Source organism: Rudaea sp., assembly GCF_036383415.1.
Classification (GTDB): domain Bacteria; phylum Pseudomonadota; class Gammaproteobacteria; order Xanthomonadales; family Rhodanobacteraceae; genus Rudaea.
In genome coordinates, this window is sequence record NZ_DASVOK010000273.1 from 1 (window position 1) to 4,840 (window position 4,840).

Here is a 4,840-nt window from a genome sequence, read left to right on the forward strand (position 1 = left end):
TGATCCTGCGCAGCTTCATCGCCGAGCCGTACAAGATTCCCTCGGCCTCGATGATGCCCAACCTGCTGATCGGCGATTTCATCCTGGTCAACAAGTTCGCCTACGGCCTGCGCCTGCCGGTGCTCAACACGAAATTCCTCGAAATCGGCTCGCCGCAGCGCGGTGATGTCTTCGTCTTCGTCTACCCGGGTTTCAAGTGCACGATTGACGGCCGCGAGGTGCGCATGCAGCGCTCCTGCAGCTCGTTCAACAACATGCCCGTGCAGAAGATGAACTACATCAAGCGCGTGATCGGCCTGCCGGGCGACACGATCACGTATCGCAACAAGACGCTGTACATCAACGACAAGGAAATAGCGCAGACCGACGTCGGTCCGTTTGGCGGCCCGTTCAGCCATGACCCCAATACTTGCAACCTGGCTGGGTCCGAAATCAAGCAAGAGATGCTCCCGGCGGCGGATCACCGCATCCTGCACATGCCCAACCAGAACGGCGCCGAGGGTACCTACGTCGTACCCGAAGGCCAGTATTTCGCGATGGGCGACGACCGCGACTGCAGCGAAGACAGCCGCTACTGGGGCTTCGTGCCCGAACAGAACCTGGTCGGCCGGGCGTTCGTCGTCTGGATGAACTGGGACGGCGGCATCGATTTCAAGCGGCTCGGTACGCTGATAAAGTAGCGACTTCGGGAACCTCTGAGTAACCGTAGCGAGCGAAGAGCCGATCTTATCTGGAATCGGGCGCGTCGCCGGAGCGCAGGAACCGGAGCATACAAACGAGTATGTGAGGATTCCGAGCACCGCCGGCGCACAAATTATCGAGCGCAGCAGGTTAATCAGAGGTTTCTTAGGCGAGAATTCGGTTTTCCTCAACCTGGGGGCGAGTCATGCAAGTACGCAACCGGCAACAAGGTCTCAGCATCATTGGATTCCTGATCCTGCTCGCCGTTGTCGGCTTCTTCGCCTATGCGGCGATGTTGCTGATTCCGGCGTACACGGAGTATTTCGGCGTGGTCAAGGCGATGAAGGGGATGGCCGAGGAAGCCGGTGCATCGAATATGCCTATTGAGCAGATCCGCGCCAAGCTCGACTTTGCCATGCACATGCAATACGTCGGCGACAAGACCGTGCCGCCGAACGCGATCAAGCTCAATACGCAGGGCGGTGCGCGTATCCTGCAAGTCGTTTACGACAAGCAAATCCCGTTCCTGTACAACGTTTCGCTGCTTGTGCACTTTGAGCATGCTGAAAATTTGACCTCCCCTAACACGGGATACTGATTGCTTCGCATTGACTACAGTTTCCGCGACACGGGGCTGCGCGAACGCGCACTGACCCATCGCAGTGCCGGTGCGGGCAACAACGAACGACTGGAGTTCTTTGGCGACGCGCTGGTCAATGTGATCGTCGCCGAGCTTCTTTTCGAGGAATTTCCGAAGGCCGACGAAGGCGAGTTGACGCGTCTGCGCGCGCGCCTCGTCAGCGAACCGGCGCTCGCCGCGATTGCGCGCGAGCTGGACCTCGGCGATGCGCTGCATCTAGGGCCAGGTGAGTTGAAGAGCGGAGGGTTCCGTCGCGATTCGATCCTGGCCGATGCGTTCGAAGCGCTCGTCGCTGCCGTTCATCTCGATGGCGGCTGGGTTGCCTGTCGCGAATTCGTGCGCTCGCTCGTCACACCACGACTTGCTGCCGCGGCGACAATGGACGACAAGGACGCGAAGACGCGCCTGCAGGAATGGCTGCAATCGCGCGGTGAGCCGTTGCCCATCTATGATCTGATCGCGACGAGCGGCGCCGATCACGCACGCGTATTCGCCGTCGAATGCCGCATCGACGCACGCGATCTGCGTGCCGAGGGGCGCGGCAGCAGCCGCCGCGCGGCGGAACAGGCTGCAGCAGCGAGCGTGCTGGAACAATTGCAACGACCGAAGGACTCCGCATGAGCGATCCGACCGTGCAGGATCAGGCAAGTGCGGACCATCGCTGCGGCACCGCGGCGATCGTCGGCCGGCCCAACGTCGGCAAATCGACCCTGATCAACGCCCTGGTTGGGGTGCGCCTGGCCATCGTCGGTCCGAAACCGCAGACCACGCGGCATCGCATTCTCGGTATTGTGACCAAGCCGCAGGGCCAGATCCTGCTGCTTGATACGCCGGGCCTGCACGCGGGCGGCGCGCGCGCGATCAACCGCCAGCTCAACCGTGCCGCGCGCAACGCCGTCGCCGAGGCTGACGTCTGCATCCATCTGATCGAGGCGGGGCGTTGGACCGAAGGCGACCAACTGGTGCGCAATGTGCTGGCGGATTCGCAGCGACCACGCCTGCTTGTGCTCAACAAGGTCGATGCGCAGAAGGACAAGAAGCAGTTGCTGCCGTTCCTGCAGAAGGTCGGCAGCGACGGTTTCTACACAGGCGTGTTCCTGATCTCGGCGCGACGGCGCGACGGCATCGATGCGCTCGAGCGCGCGATCATCGAGCATCTGCCGCTGGGCCCGGCGCAGTTTGGCGAGGACGAGTTCACCGACCGCAGCGAACGCTTCCTTGCCGCCGAGCTGATCCGCGAGCAGTTGATGTTGCGCCTCGGCCAGGAACTGCCGTATTCGGCGACGGTCGAGATCGAAAGCTTCGCAGACAACGAAAACGGCATGAGCGAAATCCATGCGGCGATCTGGGTCGAGCGCGAAGGGCAGAAGGCCATAGTCATCGGCAAGGGCGGCGAGCAGCTCAAGGCGATCGGCAGCGCCGCGCGCTTGGCGATGAACAAGCTGTTCGGCCGCCGCGTGCATCTCAAGCTCTGGGTCAAGGTGCGCGAGAACTGGTCAGACGACGAGGCGGCATTGCAGCGGTTCGGCTACGGCGAATGATTTTGGGAAGTTGGACTTTCTTGGCATCCCGAACTTGCAATGCGAATCGAGCAACAGCCTGCTTTCGTCCTGCACGCGCGAGCCTACCGCGAAACCTCGCTGCTGCTCGAATGCCTGACCCGCGACCATGGCCGCGTCGGTCTCGTCGCGCGCGGTGTGCGCCGTGAGCGCACGCGCATTCCGCGGGCGTTGCTGCAGCCGTTGATTCCGGTCCGACTCGGCTGGAACGGGCGCGGCGAACTGGCCACGCTGACCCAGGTCGAGGCGGCGGCACCGGGCTTCGATCTCAATGGCGGCACGCTGCTCTGCGCGCTTTATCTCAACGAACTGGTGCTGCGCATCACGCCACGTCAGGACCCGCATCCGCAGTTGTTCGACGACTACGCCGAAACCCTCGCACGGCTTGCGCGCGGCGAGGCGCAGGCTTGGACGCTGCGCCGCTTCGAGCGCGACCTGCTCGCCCATCTCGGCTACGCATTGGTGCTCGATGTCGATGGCGACGACGGCGCGCCGCTCGACCCCGAACACGATTATGCCTATCGCCACGAACATGGCCCGGCGCCGTGGCGTGATGCGCACGACGGCGTGCGCCTGCGCGGCGCCGCGTTGCTTGCACTCGCGCGCGACGAAATGCCCGCCGCGGAACATCTGCCCTCGCTGCGGCGCTTGATGCGCGCCGTGATCGCCACGCATATCGACGGCGAGCTTCGCTCCTGGAGCATGCTCGCCTAGGGTTGCTCGCGAAAAATCAGCCTTTTTTCAAGGCTGCGATCGTGATCGACAGAACTTCCAGCAATTCGCCTCGCGCAGCATCGCGCGATCGTTTCAGTTCGTGCTCCAGCTGTTCCGCCGCGTCGAGCAGGCGCGCAGCGCCGCAGTAGCGGCATGACGCGCGCAGACGATGCAGCCATTCGCCGAGCTCGTCCGCGGGCAGCGTGGCGATGCGCGGTGACGTGGTTTCGAGTTCCTGCGAAAAAAGACCGCGCAACGCCCGCAAGGTCTCGCGATCGCCACCGACGGCGGCAAGCGCGGGACCATCTTCGAGCACTGCGGCTCGCACGGCTGCCGCGGGTGGGTCAGCCGGCGCATTTGCGATCAGGCGCAGCCGCGACGTTTGCCATTCCGGCAGATGCATACCAAGCAGGGCGGCGAGCTGCTCGACGCCAATCGGCTTGGTCACCGCATCGACGTATCCGGCTGCAGCCAGTTCGGCGCGGGCGGGTGCATCGAGTTCGGCGCTCGTGGCGATTGCCGGTGCGCTGCAGCCGCCACGACGCAGTTCGCGCAGCAGCGGCGCACCGCCAAGATCCGGCATGCGCCGGTCGAGCAGCAACAGGTCGGGAGATAGTTGCGCGCAGGCCGCGATCGCCGCGCTGCCACTCGCCGCGCCGGTGGTGGCGCAGTCGAGCTCGCCCAGCGCGCCGACGAGGAATTGCAGGCTGACCGGGTCGTCGTCTGCGACGAGGATGCGGGGCGGCCGGTCCTTGCTCATGCGCAGGACTATAGCAGCGCGTGAGGGCGGCAATCCTTGCAGGGCTGGTATCATATGCGGCCCAGTTTCCGCGTGCTTGCATGACCTCGATCGAAGCCGACATCACCGACCTCACCCATGACGGGCGCGGCGTGGCGCACATTGCCGGCAAGGCCGTGTTCGTCGCCGGCGCGCTCGCCGGCGAGCGCGTTCGTCTGCGCGATCTGCGCAAGCATCGGCATTACGACGAAGCGGCGGTCGAGGGAGTGCTGCGTGCGTCGCCTGATCGTGTCGTACCGCGGTGCAAGCACTTCGGCGTCTGTGGCGGATGCGCTTTGCAGCATCTCGATCCGGCGGCGCAGATCGCCGCCAAGCAGCGCGTGCTGCTCGAGAATTTCGAGCGCATCGGCAAAGTCCAGCCGTCGACGATTCTTCCCGCATTGACCGACTTGCCCTGGGGTTACCGGCGCATGGCCCGCCTGAGCGCGAAGTTCGTCGAGAAGTAGG

Annotated in this window: 6 protein-coding genes and 1 pseudogene; 6 read left to right on the forward strand and 1 reads right to left on the reverse strand. The window is 64.0% G+C overall.

Annotated features, from left to right (window positions below; translation table 11 throughout):
• The 5 genes from lepB to recO form a co-directional block, all read left to right on the forward strand.
• Window positions 1–680: signal peptidase I (gene lepB / locus VF497_RS10080; RefSeq protein ID WP_330888250.1), on the forward strand; the 680-nt coding region annotated here is incomplete at its 5' end.
• Between the two features lie 206 nt (window positions 681–886).
• Window positions 887–1,279, forward strand: coding sequence for a DUF4845 domain-containing protein (locus tag VF497_RS10085; protein ID WP_330888252.1), 393 nt, complete (start codon window positions 887–889; stop codon window positions 1,277–1,279).
• The gene (rnc, locus tag VF497_RS10090; RefSeq protein ID WP_330888254.1) at window positions 1,280–1,942 is read left to right on the forward strand and encodes a ribonuclease III; all 663 of its coding nucleotides are present in this window, start codon (window positions 1,280–1,282) and stop codon (window positions 1,940–1,942) included.
• Complete coding sequence (gene era / locus VF497_RS10095; protein ID WP_330888256.1) at window positions 1,939–2,862, forward strand: GTPase Era; 924 nt, start codon at window positions 1,939–1,941, stop codon at window positions 2,860–2,862. The genes rnc and era overlap by 4 nt, the downstream gene beginning before the upstream one ends.
• Window positions 2,863–2,901: 39 nt before the next feature.
• Window positions 2,902–3,594: a DNA repair protein RecO gene (gene recO, locus VF497_RS10100; protein ID WP_330888258.1), complete on the forward strand. Its 693-nt coding sequence runs from the start codon at window positions 2,902–2,904 to the stop codon at window positions 3,592–3,594.
• A gap of 16 nt (window positions 3,595–3,610) precedes the next feature.
• On the opposite strand, the gene VF497_RS10105 is transcribed toward recO, so the two are convergent.
• On the reverse strand, window positions 3,611–4,354 hold the full coding sequence (locus VF497_RS10105) for a response regulator (protein ID WP_330888260.1): 744 nt from the start codon (window positions 4,352–4,354) through the stop codon (window positions 3,611–3,613).
• A gap of 80 nt (window positions 4,355–4,434) precedes the next feature.
• Between VF497_RS10105 and VF497_RS10110 the strand changes: the two are divergent.
• Window positions 4,435–4,836, forward strand: a pseudogene (locus VF497_RS10110) (TRAM domain-containing protein); the annotation flags it as partial.
• Between the last annotated feature and the right edge of the window lie 4 nt (window positions 4,837–4,840).